The 19,517-nt window shown below is 32.8% G+C and carries 18 protein-coding genes; 10 read left to right on the forward strand and 8 right to left on the reverse strand.

Translation table 11 applies throughout. The annotated features are described in order from the left end of the window. Window positions 1-6: 6 nt before the first annotated feature. A complete protein-coding gene (gene nagB / locus QYZ68_RS00745; protein WP_301383636.1) occupies window positions 7-810 on the forward strand; it encodes a glucosamine-6-phosphate deaminase in 804 nt (267 codons plus the stop codon). Window positions 811-909: 99 nt separating this feature from the next. Here the strand turns inward: nagB and QYZ68_RS00750 are convergent, their stop codons facing one another. Beyond that, window positions 910-1,521, reverse strand: a complete 612-nt coding sequence (locus QYZ68_RS00750; RefSeq protein ID WP_301383638.1) for a superoxide dismutase — start codon at window positions 1,519-1,521, stop codon at window positions 910-912. 13 nt (window positions 1,522-1,534) lie between these two features. After that, window positions 1,535-4,231 (reverse strand): preprotein translocase subunit SecA, encoded by a 2,697-nt coding sequence (secA, locus tag QYZ68_RS00755; protein ID WP_301383639.1) that lies wholly within the window; start codon window positions 4,229-4,231, stop codon window positions 1,535-1,537. A 62-nt stretch (window positions 4,232-4,293) separates the two neighbouring features. Between secA and QYZ68_RS00760 the strand changes: the two genes are divergently transcribed. The 6 genes from QYZ68_RS00760 (at window position 4,294) to alr (ending at window position 9,317) form a co-directional block, all read left to right on the forward strand. Beyond that, window positions 4,294-5,430, forward strand: coding sequence for an LIC_12708 family protein (locus tag QYZ68_RS00760; protein ID WP_301383641.1), 1,137 nt, complete (start codon window positions 4,294-4,296; stop codon window positions 5,428-5,430). Between the two features lie 108 nt (window positions 5,431-5,538). Then, window positions 5,539-5,874, forward strand: coding sequence for a hypothetical protein (locus QYZ68_RS00765; protein WP_301383643.1), 336 nt, complete (start codon window positions 5,539-5,541; stop codon window positions 5,872-5,874). A gap of 3 nt (window positions 5,875-5,877) precedes the next feature. Then, entirely contained in the window at window positions 5,878-6,294 is a 417-nt protein-coding gene (locus tag QYZ68_RS00770; RefSeq protein ID WP_301383645.1) for a hypothetical protein, read from the forward strand. 220 nt (window positions 6,295-6,514) lie between these two features. Then, entirely contained in the window at window positions 6,515-7,246 is a 732-nt protein-coding gene (locus QYZ68_RS00775; RefSeq protein ID WP_301383647.1) for a S2/P23 family protein, read from the forward strand. A 246-nt stretch (window positions 7,247-7,492) separates the two neighbouring features. Further along, on the forward strand, window positions 7,493-8,161 hold the full coding sequence (locus QYZ68_RS00780) for a BB0158 famile outer surface lipoprotein (protein WP_476390614.1): 669 nt from the start codon (window positions 7,493-7,495) through the stop codon (window positions 8,159-8,161). Window positions 8,162-8,216: 55 nt separating this feature from the next. Further along, window positions 8,217-9,317: an alanine racemase gene (alr, locus tag QYZ68_RS00785; protein ID WP_301383651.1), complete on the forward strand. Its 1,101-nt coding sequence runs from the start codon at window positions 8,217-8,219 to the stop codon at window positions 9,315-9,317. Here alr and QYZ68_RS00790 read toward each other — a convergent pair. Continuing rightward, window positions 9,309-10,907, reverse strand: coding sequence for a hypothetical protein (locus QYZ68_RS00790; protein ID WP_301383653.1), 1,599 nt, complete (start codon window positions 10,905-10,907; stop codon window positions 9,309-9,311). The two genes, alr and QYZ68_RS00790, sit on opposite strands and share 9 nt — an antisense overlap. A gap of 77 nt (window positions 10,908-10,984) precedes the next feature. On the opposite strand from QYZ68_RS00790, the gene QYZ68_RS00795 reads away from it, so the two are divergent. Then, window positions 10,985-11,152: a hypothetical protein gene (locus QYZ68_RS00795; RefSeq protein WP_301383655.1), complete on the forward strand. Its 168-nt coding sequence runs from the start codon at window positions 10,985-10,987 to the stop codon at window positions 11,150-11,152. 1 nt (window position 11,153) lies between these two features. On the opposite strand, the gene QYZ68_RS00800 is transcribed toward QYZ68_RS00795, so the two are convergent. From QYZ68_RS00800 to malQ, 4 genes are all read right to left on the reverse strand, one after another. Continuing rightward, complete coding sequence (locus QYZ68_RS00800; protein ID WP_301383656.1) at window positions 11,154-12,908, reverse strand: hypothetical protein; 1,755 nt, start codon at window positions 12,906-12,908, stop codon at window positions 11,154-11,156. Between the two features lie 75 nt (window positions 12,909-12,983). Continuing rightward, window positions 12,984-13,961 carry a calcium/sodium antiporter gene (locus QYZ68_RS00805; RefSeq protein ID WP_301383658.1) on the reverse strand — a complete coding sequence of 326 codons (978 nt, stop codon included), beginning with the start codon at window positions 13,959-13,961 and terminating at the stop codon, window positions 12,984-12,986. 20 nt (window positions 13,962-13,981) lie between these two features. Then, window positions 13,982-15,829: a putative glycoside hydrolase gene (locus QYZ68_RS00810; protein WP_476390615.1), complete on the reverse strand. Its 1,848-nt coding sequence runs from the start codon at window positions 15,827-15,829 to the stop codon at window positions 13,982-13,984. Between the two features lie 79 nt (window positions 15,830-15,908). Then, a complete protein-coding gene (malQ, locus tag QYZ68_RS00815) occupies window positions 15,909-17,396 on the reverse strand; it encodes a 4-alpha-glucanotransferase (RefSeq protein WP_301383660.1) in 1,488 nt (495 codons plus the stop codon). Between the two features lie 177 nt (window positions 17,397-17,573). On the opposite strand from malQ, the gene QYZ68_RS00820 reads away from it, so the two are divergent. Then, window positions 17,574-18,716, forward strand: coding sequence for an OmpA family protein (locus QYZ68_RS00820; protein ID WP_301384386.1), 1,143 nt, complete (start codon window positions 17,574-17,576; stop codon window positions 18,714-18,716). A gap of 8 nt (window positions 18,717-18,724) precedes the next feature. Here the strand turns inward: QYZ68_RS00820 and QYZ68_RS00825 are convergent, their stop codons facing one another. Then, window positions 18,725-19,102, reverse strand: coding sequence for a TraR/DksA family transcriptional regulator (locus tag QYZ68_RS00825; RefSeq protein WP_301383662.1), 378 nt, complete (start codon window positions 19,100-19,102; stop codon window positions 18,725-18,727). A 166-nt stretch (window positions 19,103-19,268) separates the two neighbouring features. On the opposite strand from QYZ68_RS00825, the gene infA reads away from it, so the two are divergent. Further along, a complete protein-coding gene (gene infA / locus QYZ68_RS00830) occupies window positions 19,269-19,490 on the forward strand; it encodes a translation initiation factor IF-1 (RefSeq protein WP_301383664.1) in 222 nt (73 codons plus the stop codon). Window positions 19,491-19,517 lie beyond the last annotated feature (27 nt).

Consider the following 19,517-nt stretch of genomic DNA (forward strand, 5'->3'; position numbering starts at 1 on the left):
ATATAGATGAGACTAATAATTAGACCCGAATATAGAGATATTTCAAGGTGGGCCGCCAACCATGTAGCCATGAGAATAAAAGAATTCTTACCAACAAAAGAAAAGCCCTTTGTCTTGGGTCTTCCAACAGGTAGTTCTCCTCTTGGAATGTATAAAAGCCTAATTGAAATGTACAAACTTGGCAAAATTTCGTTCGAAAACGTAGTTACATTTAATATGGACGAATATGTAGGACTAGATAAAAACCATCCCGAAAGCTACCATTCATTCATGTGGAATAACTTCTTCTCACATGTAGACATAAAGAACGAAAATGTAAATATTCTAGATGGTAATGCTACTAACCCCTATCAAGAATGCGAAGATTATGAGAAAAAAATTAAATCCTATGGTGGAATTGAACTTTTTGTGGGCGGAATTGGCCCTGACGGCCATATTGCTTTTAACGAACCAGGATCATCTCTTCAATCAAGAACAAGGGTTAAAACCTTAACTCAGGACACAATCATTGCAAATTCAAGATTTTTCGACAACGATGTTAATAAAGTTCCCAAAAGTGCATTGACTGTAGGAGTAGGAACTATCATGGACTCAAAAGAAGTGCTAATTATTGTAAACGGGCACAACAAGGCGAGAGCATTAAAACATGCAATCGAAAGCGGAGTTAACCACATGTGGACAATTAGCGCCCTACAGCTACACGCAAAAGCAATTATCGTCTCGGATGAATCTGCAACGCATGAACTTAAGGTCGGCACGGTAAAATACTTCAACGATATCGAAAAAGATAATTTCGATAACGACGTGTAATATTTTCAACCTAGTAATTAGCCACAAACCTGCTGATAGGAGAAAGCGCCCCCTTTGACTCTCCCTACCCAGATTGGCCTCAAAGTCCTTAAAACAACATCACTCTATTATCTCGTTGTACACTCTTGAAACTTCTTCCCAATTTAGGACCTTGAAGAATGCATCAAGATAATCAGCTCTTCTATTTTGATATTTAAGGTAGTATGCATGCTCCCAAACATCAATACCTAAAACAGGTTTGTAGTCTTCCATCAAAGGACTGTCTTGATTTAATCTTGCTACTATTTGCAATTCCTTTTTTGCATGAAGGACTAACCATGCCCAACCACTTCCAAAAATCTTCATAGCTGAATCCTTTAAAGCCACCTTAAGCTTATCAAGGCTTCCAAAAGTAGTATTAACATGTTCTTCAAAATTCTCTAAAATATTATCTCTATTCCCAGGCCTTAGCACCCTAAAATACATGGCATGATTAGAATACCCACCGCCATTATTTCTTATCGTCGTTTGTAATTCCTGAGGAAAACGTTGAATATTCTTTAATACACTTTCAATATCTTCAGAATAATTTATTTCTGCTTTCTCAAGGGCAGAATTTAAATTTACTGTATACGCGTTGTGATGTTTACTATGGTGAAGTTCCACAGTTCTAGCATCGATATATGGCTCCAATGCATCATAAGCGTAACCAAGTTCTGGCAATTTAAACACAAAATCCTCCTCTCTAGCCTTTTCCATGGCAATTTTTATATTTCTTACCACTCCCGCAGTGACAAGGTTCATTTCTCCCCACTTTGGGACTACTTCTAACTATTTGCACACCTCCAGCATTATTCCCTTCTCCAGAAACGAAATCCGTAAACTTTTTATGAGTAGCTCTTATTTTCTTAAGAGGCTTATTTTCATAATCACTAGAATCAACGTCAACCTTCATTTGTAAAGTTCGCCTTATAGTCTCAACCTTAATATCCTTTACAAGCTCACTAAAAATTATGAAACCCTCTTCCTTGTACTCAGTAATCGGATTTTTATTAGCATAAGACCTAAGATAAACAGACTCTCTTAAAGAATCAAGATTTGCGAGATGTTCTTGAAACTTAAAATCAATATTTTTTAAATATTCGTATCTCAGAAATTCATTTAAAAGCTCAGGACCAATTAAATTTTCTTTCGCAGCTAAATTAGTCTTAGCAACTTCCATCAATCTATCTTTTAAATATAAAATACTAACTCCCTCCAAAGAGCCAATATCCTCCATCATGTGGGCAAAAATTGAATTTATTTCGCCTAAAATGGAACCCGTGACCACGCCACCTTTAACCTCATCAAACAAAAAGTCAAGATATTCCCTTAAAGAAAGAAGAAGGCGCTCCTTAATATTGTCATCGGCAAGAATTGAATCTCTTTGTGCATAAATAAATTCTCTATGTTTCGTTATAACATCGTCATATTCCAAGAGGTGCTTTCTAATTTCAAAATTTCTATCTTCTACTCTCTTTTGTGCATTAACCAGGGATCTTGTCAACAAAGAATGTGCAATAGGCTCACCTGTGGCCATACCAAGCTTCCCCATTAGTGACCTTAAACTATCACCTGCAAAAAGACGCATCAAATCATCTTCAAGGGATACATAAAACCTTGACCGACCGGCATCTCCCTGCCTTCCTCCTCGACCTCTAAGTTGATTATCTATTCTTCTCGACTCATGCCGCTCACTACCAATAACATAAAGCCCACCAAGTTTTTTCACTTCCTCATAGTCTTTAAAATACTGATCCCTTTCTTCCCAAACAGCTCTTTGAAACTCTTCAAGACTCGCCCCCGTCCCAATTTTCTTACGAACTCGATGCTCAAGATTACCCCCAAGCTTAATGTCAGTACCCCTACCAGCCATGTTAGTAGCAATCGTAACAGCATGCTTTGCTCCTGCTTCGGCAATAATTAAAGCTTCGCGAAAATGATTCTTCGCATTAAGTACCTCATGCCTAATCCCTCTATTTTTAAACATATTTGACAAAACTTCAGATTTCTCAATAGAGACCGTTCCAACAAGTACAGGCTGCCCCCTATTGTAAGCCTCATAAACTTCATCAGTAATCGCATTAAACTTGAATTCCTCAGTGTAATAAATAATATCATCCTCGTCTATTCTTGCCACCAACCTATTGGTAGGAATAACCACAACATCAAGATTGTATATCCTATGAAATTCCTTAGCCTCCGTATCAGCCGTACCCGTCATACCAGAAATCTTCTTAAACATCCTAAACAAATTCTGAAATGTAATTGTTGCCATGGTCTTATTTTCACTCGCAACCCTAACACCCTCCTTTGCTTCAATAGCTTGGTGTAATCCATCAGAATATCTTCGTCCCGTTAAAACACGACCCGTAAACTCATCAACAATCTCAACTCCAGAATCTCCAACAATATATTCTCTATCCTTTAAAAAAAGCAAATGAGCCTTTAGAGCTTGGGTCATATAATGAACATAATTAAAATTAGGATCAACATACATAGACCCCTTAATTATGCCTCTTGAAACCAAAATTTTCTCAAGGTTATTCAATCCATTCACCGTAAAAGATATCCTCTTGCTCTTCTCATCAACCGTAAAATCTCCATCAAGATCATCAATCTCTAAAGGATAATCTCCGGTTTTTGGATCCCTAGAACATTCCTTTAAAAGGGGTACAAGAGAATTAACTTCAAGATAAGCCCTAGTATCCCCTTCAGTAGAACCTGAAATAATTAAAGGAGTTCTAGCCTCATCAATTAAAATAGAATCAATCTCGTCAATAATGCAGTAATTAAAATTCCTTAAAGATTTCTGCGCTAAATCGAAGCGCATGTTATCTCTTAAATAATCAAATCCAAGCTCATTATTTGTAACATAAGTAATATCTCTACCATATTCCACTTTCCTTCTGCCATGATCCATATCAGAAAGCACAACACCAACACTAACCCCCAAAAGGTCAAAAACTGGCCTCATCCAATTTGAATCACGTTCAGCAAGATAATCATTAACAGTAACAATGATAACCCCATCACCCGTTAAACTGTTCAGATAAGCAGCCTGAACAGAAGATAAAGTTTTACCCTCTCCCGTCTTCATTTCTATTATTTTACCTTGGTGAAGCGCAAGTCCTGCAATAAGCTGAACATCATAAGGTCTCTCCTTAAGTCGCCTCCTAGCAGCTTCTCTAGAAAGAGCAAAGGCTCTCTCTAGTATATTTTCCAAAGTCTTACCTTCTCTAAGTTCACCCTTAAATCTCTCCGTCTCCCTACTAAAGTCTTCATCAGCCAAAGAAAGTGCCCAAGACTCGAGCCTATTAATATTCCTTAAAGCAGGAAGATAATTTTTTAAATCTCTTTTATTCTTTGAGCCAACAGCCGCCTCAAATATCGCTCTTAACATACTAAGTATCAATTCTCCCAAATAATTGACTTTTAACCATTTAAAATAATACCATCTAAAGCATGAGAAAGTTTTACAAAATTTACATACTAAGCCTACTTTCTGTAATTGTATCATGTAACACTAAAACTTTAAATGAACTAGGCGAGAAGCAATTTGAAATACCATTCGGAACACTACCTGGAGAAATCGCACCACTTGAGAATAGATTTAGCAATTCAAGTTTTGATATTAAAACATACAACGGCCTCGTATACATTATAGAGGCAAAAGCAAACAAATTAATGATTTTTAATTCTTATGGAAAACTAATTCAAGCGTACCAAAATGGAATATTTAAAACAAATCATGACCTTAAGATCAAAAAAGTAGATTTTGAAAATATCCAAGCCGTCTATCCTTCAAAAGATTTTATTGTAGTGTCAGACAAGCTCGATAGTGAAAAATCTAAATTCGATGAGAAAGAAAATATTGCATACTTTACGAAAATATTCATTTTAAATAAAGATTTATCCATAGAGGTACTGGGACAGGAAGGGAAAGATGGAACACTATTCCCACAAGTTTACGACATAAACATTGATGACGGAAATCATATAGCTATAATAACAATATATGGTGAAGGATACATCATATATTCTTATGACAACGAGTTATTGCCCCTTTACAAGGTTTATGTCAATAAACATATGTTACAAATACCTGAAGACGAAACAAAAAAATATAATATATCGATAGATAAAGTATTCTTCGAAGTAAGCAAGAAAATTATCTATGTGAAGACAACTTATTATGAAAACATCGGAACTAATGAAAATATTAGCGATCTTGGCGTGAGAATTAAAAATCAACATTTATACACAATAAGCCTAGACAAAAATAGAAAATTTGAAATAAAGAACAGGATTATCCTGCCTAAAAACTTATTAGATGATCAACAGGAAAGTTTTATCAATATCATTGGAATTCAAAAAGATAAGATAATAGCATCCACTAATATAAAAAATCTGCTCAATACTTTGATGTGGAGTCTTGACAATAAGGGACAAATTAAAGAGCAAATGATTTTAATTGAACCCCCAAACCTTACATTTCTTGCTGAAAGTCTATCTAGGGATGGAATACTTAGCATACTTTATGGCGAGAAAAGTGGAGTAAGTGTTTATTGGTGGAATTTAAACACCCTGCTTAAGCTATAACCCTAGGCATCAACACCTGTGCGAAACAAAGATTGTAATACTCAAACACAAAGCAGATATAACCAAAGACTAAAAAAGCACTTAATCCTAGGAGCGTTTTTTGTCATAATGTTATTTGTTATAAAAATACTACTCATTCCCGAACTTAAAAAATCAGGGAGGCTGGGACATGAACCCACAGTAGTAATAGAGTATAAGAAAGGAAATAAAAATTTATATCTTAAAATAAATATTCAAAGCCCAAATGAAGATTTAGGAAAAGCTAGCTTAGAAATATACCTAGACAACAAGCTTATCGAAAATAACATGATTTACATAGACAAGATCAATTATACGTTATATACTAGTTTAGAGTACAGAGATGAGGTTTTATTAAGTGTGATCCTGGTAAACAAAAGAGGAAATCAGTTCTACTTTGGTAAGCAATTGAATTTTGGGGGTTGAGTGATGTTGCAGATATATTTCATGTCAGTCTTGCTTAATATATTGGGAGGCATAGTCCTAGCATTCCCAATTTTAAGGGAGAAATTTAAGTTTTTCGTTGTATTTGAAGAGTTTGTAAGTCTAGTTAATGATAACAGGAGCATAAAAAGCATTTTTGGCACGGTATTTTTGGTAGCTAGCATTTTTGAAATAATTACACCTTATGGTCTACCGATAATTGGAAATTTATTTCCTGCTATTAGCTTATTTTTCATAGGGTTCATCTTTTTCCTAAGCCAAAAGATCCCATCAAGCATTCAAAACAGCAAAGAATATGGAAAATTCAAGTCCCTACTTGAAGACAATAAAAAATTAATAGGAATCTTTTCAATAATTATTGGAATAATTCATTTTTTCGCAGCAAGAGTGCCCTTGCTATAATTTATCCCAAGATAAACATCTACAGTTCTAACCAAATTTGCACAAAGTGACTAGAAATTTATGCAATCGTGTTATCATGTTTAACATTATTGTATAAATTTAAAATGATAATTATTATCATAAAAGAAGGAGAATATGACAACTCAATTTATGCATGTAATTCATATCAATATGTTTAATACTATTGCTTAAATGACTAGTCATAAAAGGAGAAAATATTATGCTGAAGAAAATAAAAAATATGAAATTCATTGTGTTTTTTACGTTAATTGTACTAACAATTGGATGTTCTTTTTTCAAAGGCCCTCAAGAACCTATCTTTAATGAAAAAGAGATTGGAATGCGGATAGGTGATCAAAAATTAGAATTCATTGATGGAAAAAAATACATAGAAAAATTACCTGTAATAAATAAAAGTGCAACCGTGACCTGGAAAAAAACAAAAGCAATGCCAATTTTTGATAAAAAAGGACAAGAAATTCTTGCTCTTAAGGGAAAGATGGGATACTCTTACGTAGTCTCTCCTATTAAAATGAATAAAGAACTAAGTGACTCTGCTTCATTTTTTATTCTTATTGAGACTACTACAAAAGGAGATCCGGAATATACAGTTGACAACTTAAGACTAGCAACATCCGGCGCTAACCTAGACATTAAAAACTCTGTTTTATTTCCACCGGAGCCATCAGGAGAAACAGGTTATGTAACATCCTTTCCTTTCGGATTAGCAATAACTAACGAAGTTAAATTGGCGTTTGATGACACATATATAGACGAGAAATGGACTTACATGATCGCTAAATTAACTTTGAGAAACAAAAAAACTCAAAAATTAGAAACCTATGAAATATCTCTTAATTCAAAATTTGTACATGAGCTGCTAAAAGAAGTAAGCAGTCTGTATCCAGATATCAAAGAAAAAAATTATGATTTATTCGCCGACTTAAAATAATGTGCCTAGCGCATTATTTTAAGTCTCAAAATCAGCATCTACAATAAAAGTGGTATCCTTACTATTTCACCCAGAACAAGCTCAATACTGAAAATGAGTAATTCCAGTTCTTCCTGAAATAAAAATCACAACTCGTTGCTGGCTTCATGTTAATTTTACAGTGTTACACCAAAATCCCTCAGGTATGATACAATTAAATGGTTTTACATTTAAAACAATATATCACTTAAAAGGACTCTAATGCTAATGCCAAGAAAATTAATCTTACTTCTTCTCTTCATAGGGTTAAGTCGATTTCTGTTTGCAACGGACGTGCTTGACCCATTTCAGAATTCTAAATACATTGTAAGGGAAAATGTAAAAGTAAAAGTTAGAACATTGCAGCAAAGCATCTTTTTTATAACGGCTGAAGTTGTGATTAGCACACCTTATATGGAATTGACAAATCCTGAAGGACAAAAAATAAAAGAACTTGAGGGAATAACTTACTCATTTGTCAATGCCTTTGTAGTAATTGGTTCAGCGGCTGCCATTTCATTTGATTTGTCAAATGAAGCCTCTGAAAAATACGAAATAACACAATTAGAATTTTTAACTCCCGATGATGGAGATTTTATATATTACTTAAATGGAATGGCAACTGGAAAACAAAACTCACAAAAAGAAGGCTGCACAGATGCTTATTCTTTTGGAGTATTAAGAACTCCCACACTAGCAAAAACGATCGCTGGATATTACAAGAACTCGAATTGGTATTATATTATTGCAAGAATAACAGTAAAAGATAGGATAGATAATTCAGAAAAGCAATACAAAATAAGAATCAATCCTGAAATATATAATAACTTTCAAAAGGAATTAAGGACAGTTTATAAGGATCAAAATTTTAGTTATTTTCCAATACCAGTGGAATAAACAAACTTAAGAATAAAAAATTTATTTCAAATCCACTATTATATAATTACTGGAGATGAGCAAGCGTAAAGAGATCGTCATAAACTTTAAAAGTTTGGAACATAATTTAATGTCAATAAAGAAGCACATTCAGGGTAGGGAATTAACGGCTACTCTGAAAGCCGATGCTTACGGACACGGACTGATTAAAACATTCAATTTTTTGAAAGAAAAAGGGGTAAATTATTTTGGTCTTTTCTGGATAGATGAAGCTATAAAGATTAAAAAAATTGACAAAAATGCAGAAACATTGCTCTACATTAACACAGATAGAAATGAAATAAAAAATCTGGTTAAGTTTAATATTACTCCCTTTGTAGCCGACCCTTACTACTTATCTTTAATAGAACAAGAATGCTTAAGGCAAGATAAAAAAATAAAGGTTCACTTAAAAGTTGATGTCGGAATGAACAGATATGGAATTAAGATAGAAAATGCTTTGGGCTTGGCTGATCAAATACATAATTCAAAATCAGTAGAATTAGAAGGAGTTTGCACTCACTTACCCACAACAGAAAATACAAAAATCACTAAAGAACATACAGAAAAATTTACATGTTTCATAGATAAGCTTAGCCAAAACAACATAAATCCCAAATTTTTCCATGTATCCAATTCAGAGCATACAGAGAACTACACCATAAGTAAAAAATTCAACATGGTAAGACCTGGTCTTATTTTATATGGATACCATTCAAATCCAAATAGGCCAAAAAACAATTTAAATCTCAAACCTGTATTAAGTTTGTATTCAAAAATTATATTTCTTAAAAATATAAGCCAAGGAGAATCAGTATCATACTCAGGCCTATTTACAGCAAAAGAAAACATGCAAATTGGCCTTGTGCCTGTTGGATACTTTGATGGCATTCCACAAAATACATCCAATAATTGTTATTGTCTAGTAAAAGACAGAAAGTGCCCAATCAGAGGAAAAGTTTGCATGAACATAACAATAATTGAGATACCTAAAGATTTAAAAATAAATATAGGAGAGAGGGTAGAAATAGTCTCTGAAAATTTACCTCTGGATGAACTTAGTAGAGAATCTAGGGTGAGCAAGTATGAAATACTATGCTCAATTGGCAAGCATAATAACAAAAAATATCTATATTAAATTACCCAAAGAATCAAACTTTTGAAAGTCAACCAAATTGCCCTTACTATCGTAAATCCATTTAAAAATCGAGATACCTCCAATATCATCTCTTAATCTTAAATCTGGCCCGTGATTTGTTTTTCTAGAGATCTTCCCAAACTTGTTATATTCATATTTGTACACACTAACACCATGCACATCATCTTGCAATTGCCCTAAGTTTCCAAAATTTTTCTGACTAATAAGCCTATTTTGTTTGTCGTACTCATAAGCATACTCAAAAACAGAGTTAAGGTCTGCAACCAAAACACCACTCCTAGAGTAATTACTCTTTAAAATCATATTACCATTAACATCATAAGTAAACCTATATCTGAAAACACCTTCGAAGTTTTCTATAGGATTATCAAAATCCCCATAATGCTCTTGGGTTGTAAGAAGCCCACCCTCATCATAAGAATACTTATAAATCATGACGCCATTTAAATCACTTATTAAATTAAAACTCTTATCAAAAAAAAGGCTTTCAATCAAATAAAAACGATTGTCATACTTATAGCTATAAACGGCAATGCCTTTGAAATCATCCATTATCTCATACTTTTCCTCATAAGTAGCAGGAACATCACTTTTGTAATTTTTACTTATTTTATTACTGTAATTTATTACTCTTTTTTCATTGTTTTGTATGTAAAAAATGGTCTTTTTCATGGCATAACCATTTTGACTAATAGTTAATTTATTATCGGGGTCATAGTTATATTCTTTATGAAAATAATCCTTTTCCTTTAAATTATAATCGTACCTATATACCGCTACATTATTCTCATCAGGAGTCAGATTATGCTTAAGATCATAATTTAAAATTTCAATAATCTTCCCCTCAACATCATAACGATATGTCTTTAGTGCAACAGAGAAAGGATTCCCATACAAATGAGATGCTTGGTCCAGATACTCTTCCTTTATAACATTATGCTCACCATCATAAGTTAATCTAAATCCATATATCCCATTCTTAGCCTTCATATTATAGCTTCCATCATCATAGTAGAAAACCGTTTTCGTACGAGCGGAATCATCATATGTAACTCTGGTATAATACACATCATTTAAATCTTTAATTTGAAATCCTGCCTCGCTAAACCTGTAAACATCAAAGCTGTTATCATTATGATAAACAAAATAATAATAAAAAACTCCATATTTATCCTTTATAATTTCATTAGATTTATTATAATTAAAAATATTCTTAATTCTGTTCCCCGACGAGTATTCTATCTGCTCAATGTAAACGCCCTTTGCATTCTTAGCAGCAAAACCTCCATTTAAAAACGAACGCCTTTCTGTATTCTTAGAATATTCTATTTTGATCTGATTTGCACAAAAAAAAGAGGGCATTAGAATGTTAAGCTTACCAATATAATCAACAAACACAAGCTTATTATCATCACTATAACTAAACTTATATCCACATTCTTCCTCAGCTTCTTCCTTACTTATCTTATATTTTCCCTTTATTTTATAGTTAATATCATAATCAACATATCTGTAATAAACCTCTTTTGAAAAAAGGTTATACGATATAAAAACCATCATAAAAAACATAATCATTCCTTGATCAATTAAAATTATTTTGATAGATTTATTATACAGCAAGTTAACATAGCGATTAGGAGTTTAAGATGGCAAAACTTTCCAAGAATGCTCAGAGGGGTGGATTTAAGGAGTTGTTGAGTAGGTGGGGTGGTAAGATTATAATGAAGTCCAAATTTGAAAACGGGAAGATAAGACACTACGCCGAATGCCAGACTTCGAAGAATACAGCAAGAAGACCTAAGGATTTATTTTAGGTTATTTCTTGTTAAGTCTATCGCCAAACTTAGTCCAAGCTTCGTCTTGTTCTGTTTTGCTGTAGTTCTTCGTTTCTGCTGCCTCGGAAGAAAGGGCTTCCTTGCCTTTTCTGACATAAGAGTTCCTGGACTGCTCTCTTTTGTCCTCTCTTTGCTTTTGTCTCTTATCTCGTTGTCTCCGCTCTCTCTCGCCTGGATCAAAAAGGCCCGCACTGCTCTTCGTACTCACCCTAATATCTAGCCTAGAAAGCGCCTCTTTGTAACTTTGATGCCTTCCTGTTAAGAACAGAAGAACTTTCTTTAACAAACCCAAATCTTTATAGGCGGATTTTAAAATACCAGGCAAGTCAACTTTATACACCCTGTAAAGTGGCCAAAATTCATTACTATTCTTAAAATATTTAGCCGCTTCCGTTTTAATTATATCTTTAAGATGAGTCTGAATACTTTGAGTTTTAGAAACTCGTCTATAATGAGAGACAATAAAATCAAGAAATGCAACTTTATTCCTAAAACAATAATCATTAATGTCATAACTTAAAATGAATTCCCTTAAAGTTTTATCCAATCCTTCCTCCGTAAGAATAGAAGAAGAATCCAGGCCACCTTTAAGAATTTTAAACAACTCATTTCTCAACTCATCTTCAATATCAATTAAGATTCGATCAAATTCTTTTAAAAACATGGAATAAACACATGGTTTATATAAATACACACCAGATTTAATACTAAATACCCTGGGTAAAACGTCCTTAATCTTGGACTCAAAAAAGTACTCACCGGCAACTTTTAAAAAGTACTCAGGATCCGATAATTCTCCGGAATGCTCTTTAAGAATTTTCTGAAACTCCTCCATATTAATATACCCAGGCCTAAACTCCATTGTTTTTTCAATTGATTTTAAAGTTTCATCTATCCTAATATTTTCTACAGCCTTGAGCTCTTCTAAATTTTTTTCATTAGAAATGTAGGTACTCAATATTTCTAAAAAAGTAAAGTAATTTTTGGGAATGTTAACTCCCTTCTTGTTTAAAATTTCATCCTTATTTTCCAAAATCCCCAAAAGAAGATTATGAACAACCCCTACCCCACTTATACCATCTTCTAAAATTCGATCATATTCACTAAGTTTTAAATTTTTAGCCTTGACAAAAATATCTTTAACAATGCCATTGGAAGCAATATTAAATAAAACTTTCTTAATAAATTCAATGAAATATAAAGCTTTTCCTGACGGAATTATTAAAGAATTTAAAACAAATACCTTGTTTAATGAAGAATTTTCCTGAAAGTACTTGAAATTAATATCTGAATCAGAAACGGTAACAAATTTTTTCTCAAAAGCCAGCAAACTTGAATCTATGTTCTTAACCGTAAGCAAGGTACTAAAAAGTTCTATCCCTACATAATGTTTTAAAAACAAATCTTCAATAGCATAATAATAAAAATCATAACTCCCCTCATCTGTTATGATTATCCGAAAGGGCACAAACTCCCCGTCTGGGGTCACGCTATTAACAATAATTCCTCTCTTAACTTCATAAAGCTTACGAAACAAAAAATCAAGCTCACCCTTAAGACCACGAATCTTAACAGAATAATCCTCTATAAACCCAGCATAATCTAAATAATTTTGTTTATGCTCTATAATAACTCTCAAAATCATCTTCTGAGCATCTGAAGAAACCCCTATCTGAGATATCAATATATCCAAATCCTTATCATTTAGGTAGAAAATTTCGGGTAATTTTTTCATTCTATACTCTCAACCTCCCCACACGAAGAACAATAATAACACAAAACGACCACATTAACATAATACCAAGGGGCACTAAACAACTACAAATAAAAATGCATTATACAAAGCATACAACAGCAAAAAAAGAATAGAAGGCCCCTTGCTAAAAACCCCCTTAAACTTAACTACTAACAATAAAATCAAAGCTACAGCAACCATTACACCAAAGTCAACAAAATAAACATCACTCATCAATACTGGTCTTATAAAGCTACTACTAGCTAAAATTAACCCAATATTGAATATATTACTCCCAATAATATTTCCAATAGCAATCTCTGTTTCTTTCCTAGCCACAGAAAATAGAGAAACTACAATTTCTGGTATGCTAGTTCCGAAAGCTACAAGAATAATCCCGATAACCTTCTCACTAACATTAAAAATATTGTGTGCAATATACACTGAACTATCTACTAGTAATTTTGAACCTAAATACAAAAAATAAATACTTAAAACCAATGAAAATGCATTCAATAATAAAAATTTAGCGCCAGAATCATAATTAATTTCTTCTGCCTCTTTTAAAACAAAATTGTATTTTCTCTCTTCTTTGTAGAACAAAAATAGGTAAAACAAAAAGAAAGCAAAAATTATCAATGAACTAGTCTTGTAATAAGGCATTTTAAAAAAAGCTAACGCATTTGGGTCAAAAGAAAACAACAAGAGAAGAAACATTAGCAAAAACAGAACTATAAAAGAAAGCCTAAGTCTTTTAAACTCCGTTTCAATACTCAAAAAAACACCCGTTAAGGGAAGTGCAAGCAACATATTGATAATATTACTTCCAATAATATTAGAAACAATAATTTCATTTTTACCTTTAAAGGATGCTATTAAACTTGTGAAAAGCTCTGGTGCACTGGTTGAAAATGAAACCACAGTAACACCGATTAAAAGACTAGGAACTTTAAAATAAGTGGCAATGCTTACAGAACTCTTTAAAAGATAGTCCCCACCGAGATACAACAGAAATATACCAAATGCTACATAAAAAAAATGAATGTATTCCAAAAATCTCCCCTTAAATTACGTTAATCAGACAAGAATTCACTTAAATCACTCTTAACCATATAGTAAGTATTAGATGCATTCCAAAGACTAAACCCATTACCCAAAGATTCCTTAATTCCTCTTAACTGATGAAAAAAATATCCTAAATATGTTTCCTTACTTACACTTCGTTCTTGTCCAATTAAAAAAGCTTGTACATAAGGTCTAATTATAACCTTATTGAAAGAAAACACAGCAGCCCTATTGCTCCCCTCCTTGTAAATCTTGTAAGCACGCGTCGTGTAATACAATTCATTATCAAGGAAACCATTGGTATAGTGAGAAGGATAAAACATAGGAGAAACGACATCAACATAATCTGAGATCATGGAAATATTTTGTCCAATGCTGTTTGTAATAAACCACCCATTATTACCGTAAATATCAATAGAAATAGGGATAGAAATATTTTCCCTAGCTATAATTAAAAAGGACTCGAGAGCATCGATTGCTCTCATGTTATACTTGCTGGCCCTCGAAGATATAAGAGAAACGGGTCCATCTGTTGGGAATCTAATGTAATCAAACTGAACCTCATCAACACCAAGAGACTGAATTTCTTTTGCAATAGATATATTATAATTCCATACATCTTTTAAGAAAAGATCTACCCAGTGTTCCCTTTGAACGTACTTAAAAGAACCACCTTCACTAACCCTTATCATATTTGCCCAAGGTTGATTAGTTTTTTTATTCCAAAGAGCATACTCAAAATTATTATAGGAATAAAGTTTTTCGTCTTTAAACACAACAACCCGAGCAATAACGTATATGCCAAGCTCCTTCGCCTTCTTTAAAATGTAAGGCACATCAAGCAAGCTTCTAACAGCCCTCACTTTATTTGACAGAGCCAGTTCACTCGGATAAGTTAAAATACCACTATCATCTTTAAAGTCAATTATAACAGCATTCATTCCTAATTTTTTTATAAATTCAAATCTACTATCAATAGCAGATTTATTTCTAAGAGTATATGCTGTTAAATAAATAGACCCTTTATTAGAGGCAAGATTTAGCCTCTTTGTTTTTTCAAAAAAATCTTCCCTATAAACAGAAAATTGACCCTCAAAAATCCATTCACCATCAACACAAGAATAAAAATGATTATCATAAGTTCTAACCAACAATTTCTCTATCTTTGCACTAGACAAATCAATAATCCGAACTATCTGTTTCTTGAAAGGGAAATCTAAACTTCTAACAATTCCTACAGCAGCATTAATTAAAATAATATCTCCATAGATTCCATAAGAACAATATAATTCCCCTTGGTTGTTCCTTGAAAACTCTACAGCACTGATAATATCATAATAACCAGCACTTAAATAGGTTTTAGAAATTAAAGAATTTAAGCTTTTAAAATCCAGACTACCATTGATATTTAAATATATTCCGCTATTAGAAGTTCCAATAGCAATATGCTTATTCTCCCCCTGAGATAATGCACTAGATGTAATATAAGAATTTTCATTAAAGCTATCTCTCCCGAATAACTTCACAAAGCTTTTAAAATAATTATGAGAAAAATAAACAGAATCACTTGTTGTTAAGAGAGCATTCGATGAATAAAAATCTTCATAAACTGAAGTTATCCTTTTAGGAACGGGTTTTGCAAAAGGATATACCCATCTGGTCTCCAGACCTTCTGGTTCGACCTTAAATATTGCATTACCATGCTTCTTATATAGGGCTCCCTTGTGAACAAAAAATAAATCATTGTTATTAAAATATTCAGCACCATCTAAAGAATACAGATGAAAGCATAGAAAAAAACAGAAAACAAGAAGATAAATCGGGCAAAAAAACATACTACATACATCAAACTTCATAACAAACAATATCCAACCCTTTTTAAAATAAGTATTATTTGATAACAAATACTATTTTAACAAATTATCGAAGCTGTTATTAAATTCTCCCATAAAGTTTTGTAATGTCACTTATTCTCTTGCTCAAAGTATCCGTCAGGTCACCCTCAATAATTCTAAAAGCCCAGTTGTTAAAAATTGTACCCGGTGTATTCATCCTAAATTCAGATCCCAAACCAAGATAATCTTGCATTGGAACTATTACACTATCTGCAACACTAGCCATCGCGCCCCTTATCATATCCCAAATAACAGAATCTTCATCGGTATTGAAATAATTGAAAATATACATTTTGTGTTCATAATCAAGAGAATTAATAAACCCACGGGTAGTGTTATTATCATGAGTCCCTGTATAGACAATGCAATTTCTTACATAATTATGAGGAAGATATGGATTTTTAGCATCAAAATCAAAGGCGAATTGCATTACTTTCATCCCTGGAAAATTAAAATAATCTCTCAATTTAAATGTATCTTCAAGATCCACTCCGAGATCTTCTACCCAAACTTTAAGATTATCAATTTTGTCTAAAAGATGCTTCAAAAAGTCTTTACCTGGACATTTAACCCAATGCCCCTTAATAGCCGTGGATTCTCTTGCATCCACCTCCCAAGTCGATACAAATCCCCTGAAATGATCAATTCTAACAATATCTACATATTTCTGCAAAAAACCAATTCGATTAATCCACCATTCATAGTTATTTTTCCTTAAAGTTTTCCAGTTGTAAGCTGGACTACCCCAAAGCTGTCCTTCCTCAGAAAAATAATCGGGCGGCACGCCTGTTACCTTATCCTTACTTGCATCAAACTTTAGCTTAAAATACCTCTGATGAGCCCAAACATCAGCAGAATCATAAGAAACAAAGATAGGCATATCTCCTACTATGCTGATTCCAGAGGCATTAGCATAGTTCTTTAAGGCACTAAATTGTGAAAAAAAGAAATACTGCAAAACTTGTTGCACTTTAATATCAATACCAAGAGTTTCTCTGAGATTGGCTAGGGCCTTATTATCTCTCTTAAGAATTTCTCTACTAAATAAAACATTAAAGTTTTCCGAAGATTCTGATTTAGAATAATACTCTTTAAAAACAACAAAGCTTGAAAAATCTAAAAGCCAATAAGAAGCAGATTTCATAAATTTTTCAAACTTTTTCATCTCACCTTCAGTTGCTCTATGCAAAAAATTCAAAGCAGCTTTTCTTAGAACATTTTCCTTAACTCTTTTGAGCTTATTATAATCAACGTACCTATTTTCCAAGCATTCAAGAGTAGCTAAATCTGTATCAATAAATCTAGCAATGCCTTCTAGGTCAATATAATTAATATTACCCGCGAAGGCTGAACAACTGGAATAAGGAGAGCCTACAAAATCTGTAGGTGCATAGGGCAATATTTGCCAATAAGTTTGCGATGAATCGGCTAGAAAATCTATAAATTTGTAAGCCCCCTTTCCCAAATCTCCAATACCATACTTAGAAGGCAAAGAACTAATGCTTAGTAAAATTCCACTTTTTCTCATAATTTATACCTCAAAAAATATTAGACTTAATTAAAAATTTAAAACAATAATCTACCTACAATTATTATAGCTAAAATGAAATAACATTGAAGATTTATTAAAAAGATTTAATGAAATATTTCCAACTGAAGATATCATCAAAATTGTGATATAATTCCTCGAGTGGATTTTAAAATTATTTTTTTATCGTTATTGGTGCCACACCTATTGATCGCTTCAGAGACGTTGGAATTTAAGTACGCTAAAGGAACCAAATTTAGAATAGAAACCACAGACAATCAAGTGATTTATCTGAATGGGATACTTAATGCAAAAACTAAAACAAGTATTCAAGTCTCAAGCGAGGTAAAGGACGTAAAAGACGACTTTGCCGACATTAGATCTTATTTTAGGGTACTAAAAAGGGATCACGAGCGTGATGTCTTTTTGCTTAAAGAGGAGTTTGAAGGTAATTTCAGTATAAATGGCCAAGGTGAGTATAGAATAAATAACAGCCAAAAACGGCCCTCCGTTAGGGGCATTCCAAGATTCCCCAAAAGGCCCATAAGGATAAATGAGACCTGGACATATCCAGCAGAGGAATATATTCAAGCTTCTACTATCTCAGAAGAAATAAAAGACTTCATTGTGAAATTTGATGTACATTACGTATACAAAGGCAAAGAAAGAATAAAAGGGAAAAATTACGATGTTATTCATTCAAATTACGAGTCTAACTATAATGTAAAAAACATCTCGTTCTCTCAAAAAGTTAGCCAAATAATCTACTTTGATTCGGCAGCAGGAAATACGTATAAGTACAATGATACGTATGTATTTGAAATGAAAAACGAGAAAGATAATATTAAGATGGTTGGCAATTCATCTGGAAAGACAATCTCTGTTGAATTGCAAAATGACAGCCTAGTGGAAAATGAAGTCAAAGAGTATATTAAGAGTAAACAAATAGCCTCTGTTGATGTAAAGAAAATCGAAAAGGGAATTAAATTAAGCTTAGATATTGAATTTCATCCTGATTCTTTTCAAGTAATGAAAAAGGAGTACACAAAGCTAAACCACATAGCCAAGCTACTAGAAAAATTTAAAGACAACAATATTCTAATAGAAGGACATACAGCAAAATTTGGAACAGAACAGGAAATGCAAGAATTGTCTGAGAAAAGAGCTCATTCAATTGGAGACTACCTACTAAAAATGAAAGTAAAAAACAAAGACCAAATATTTTTCAAAGGATGGGGTGCTAAGAAACCTAAGTACGAGAGCTCATCTCATTTAGCATCAAAAAATCGAAGAGTAGAGATCACAATTCTGAATAATTGAACACAATTTTACCTTCTCCTCTTTTTCTCTTTTTTAGTCTGGCATCCTATGCACAAAAATGCATAGGGGATAGCTTCAAGTCTTTCTTTTACAATGTCCTTATCACAAGCTAAACACCTTCCGTAAGTATTCTGAGAAATACGATAAAGTGCCTGATTTATTAAATGAAGGTTCTTTTTCTCAACAGAACTTAAAGCTTCAAGGTTGTTTCCATCCATGTTGTCAAAGGCAATATCAACCACATCTTTAAGATGAAGATCATTGCTAATAATTTCCCTCTTACTATCCTCAACAGATTTTATAGAATTCAATATTTCTTTTTTTGCTTCCAAAAGAAGATTTTTCATCTTTAAAACAAACTCATGCTCAAAATTACTTTTCTGCATGATCCTACCTCCCTATAATAAATTACAATTTTTAAAAAACTTCGTGTAATTATATAAACAATCCCATACAATGTAAACTAGAACATTAATTTTTATTAAAAAATAATTGCAATGATATTCTTAATTGTGTACAATCTATCATGCTGTATGAATAAAAGGAGGCGTTTTGGATATTAAAGAAGAAGCTATTGAGACCGAAGGTATTGTTAAAGAATCTCTTCCTAATACCATGTTTAGAGTAGAACTTAAAAATGGACATTTAGTTTTGGCTCATTTATCTGGAAAGATGAGAAAACACTTCATTAAGATAGTCCCCGGCGATAGGGTGAAGGTTGCACTTTCGCCCTATGATCTTACTAAGGGAAGAATAATATACAGAGAGAAATAACTTGAGGAAGCCTGTTTACGCTTATGT

The sequence above is a fragment of the Borrelia sp. P9F1 genome, from assembly GCF_030436115.1.
GTDB lineage: Bacteria > Spirochaetota > Spirochaetia > Borreliales > Borreliaceae > Borrelia.